General features: G+C 53.8%; 3 protein-coding genes. 2 read left to right on the top strand and 1 reads right to left on the bottom strand.

Going from position 1 to position 1,076, the window contains the following annotated elements; genetic code table 11:
• Positions 1-58 precede the first annotated feature (58 nt).
• Positions 59-493, bottom strand: a complete 435-nt coding sequence (locus EXZ48_RS34670; RefSeq protein WP_130521616.1) for a helix-turn-helix transcriptional regulator — start codon at positions 491-493, stop codon at positions 59-61.
• Between the two features lie 72 nt (positions 494-565).
• Between EXZ48_RS34670 and EXZ48_RS34665 the strand changes: the two genes are divergently transcribed.
• A complete protein-coding gene (locus tag EXZ48_RS34665; RefSeq protein WP_130521614.1) occupies positions 566-796 on the top strand; it encodes a DNA-binding transcriptional regulator in 231 nt (76 codons plus the stop codon).
• Positions 793-1,076 (top strand): hypothetical protein (locus EXZ48_RS34660; protein WP_130521612.1); only part of this gene is annotated, 284 nt, incomplete at its 3' end. The genes EXZ48_RS34665 and EXZ48_RS34660, both read left to right, overlap by 4 nt.

Below are 1,076 nucleotides of genomic sequence, written 5' to 3'. Positions count from 1 at the left end.
AAGACCGAAGAGGAGATGGAGACCGTCATCAAACGAAAAGCTGCTGAAATCTCAATCGCTATGGCGATTTTGCACGGCGGCGAATGGCGAGTTCAGATTGATCACGAGGACGGCCTGGTTGTGGTTGCTCGACGTCGGTCTCCGCGACAAAGCCCTTGATAGCCTTGAAGACGGCGGGCAGGTCACCGCCGTCAATTCCATAAGCTATGAGAGATGAACGTAGTGCTGATTCAGGCGTTTGGGACGCCTTAGCCTTGTCGCCCGGGCCGTCGCCAACGCCATGCACCAGCCAATCAAGCGAAACTTTGTAACGCTTGGCATATTCGATCGCGGCATTCAGCGTATATGGCGTCGTGCCATTTTCGTGAGCAGCATAGGTCGAGTACGCCGCGCCGAAGGCTATACTGGCCTCCTCGACGGACAGGCCGATTGCCTCGCGCGCTTGGCGAAGGCGTTCTCCCCGCTTCTTCAGTAACATTTTGTCCGGTTTCATGGATTTGAGCATGGCAGAAAAAATTATGAGAAACTCATTGACTTGAAATTATGAGTAAATCATAATGACGTCATGGAAAACGAGATCGACATCAAAGAACTCAGAGCATCCCTTGGTGTTACGCAGTCTCAGCTCGCGGAAGCGCTGGGTCTCGACCAAAGCACGATCTCCAACTGGGAAAATGGCCATCAGAACCCTCGCGGCCCGGCGAAGAAGCTTCTCAAGTCTCTGACCAGGGATGACTTCTTCGTATCCCCAAGCAAACCATCCAAGAGAGCGGAAGCTCGGGAGAGCACGGTATGACCTCAGTTCACCGAACCTTTGTCGGCTGGCTGAAGGGCGCTGCTTATAAGCTCGCCAAGTACGCCATGGAGCGCCTGGGCAAATCCCAGATCCATTCTCAATCTGGTCGAGACTTCGACGATTGGTGGATTTGCGGCGTCGGTATGCAGGGCTCCCAAGGATACGCAAACAGTTCCATTACTGACCCGGTTTTCCGTGAAAACGTCGACAAATACAACGCGCGCCTCGTTGTCGCGAACTTCGCACGGGGTCCCTCCAAGGTTGATTACCTTGGCAGATT

Source organism: Shinella sp. JR1-6 (genome assembly GCF_004284735.1).
In the GTDB taxonomy this organism is placed as follows: Bacteria; Pseudomonadota; Alphaproteobacteria; order Rhizobiales; family Rhizobiaceae; genus Shinella.
The sequence above is the reverse complement of the archived record's forward strand: the minus strand, read 5'-3'. Positions and strand labels throughout refer to the sequence as shown.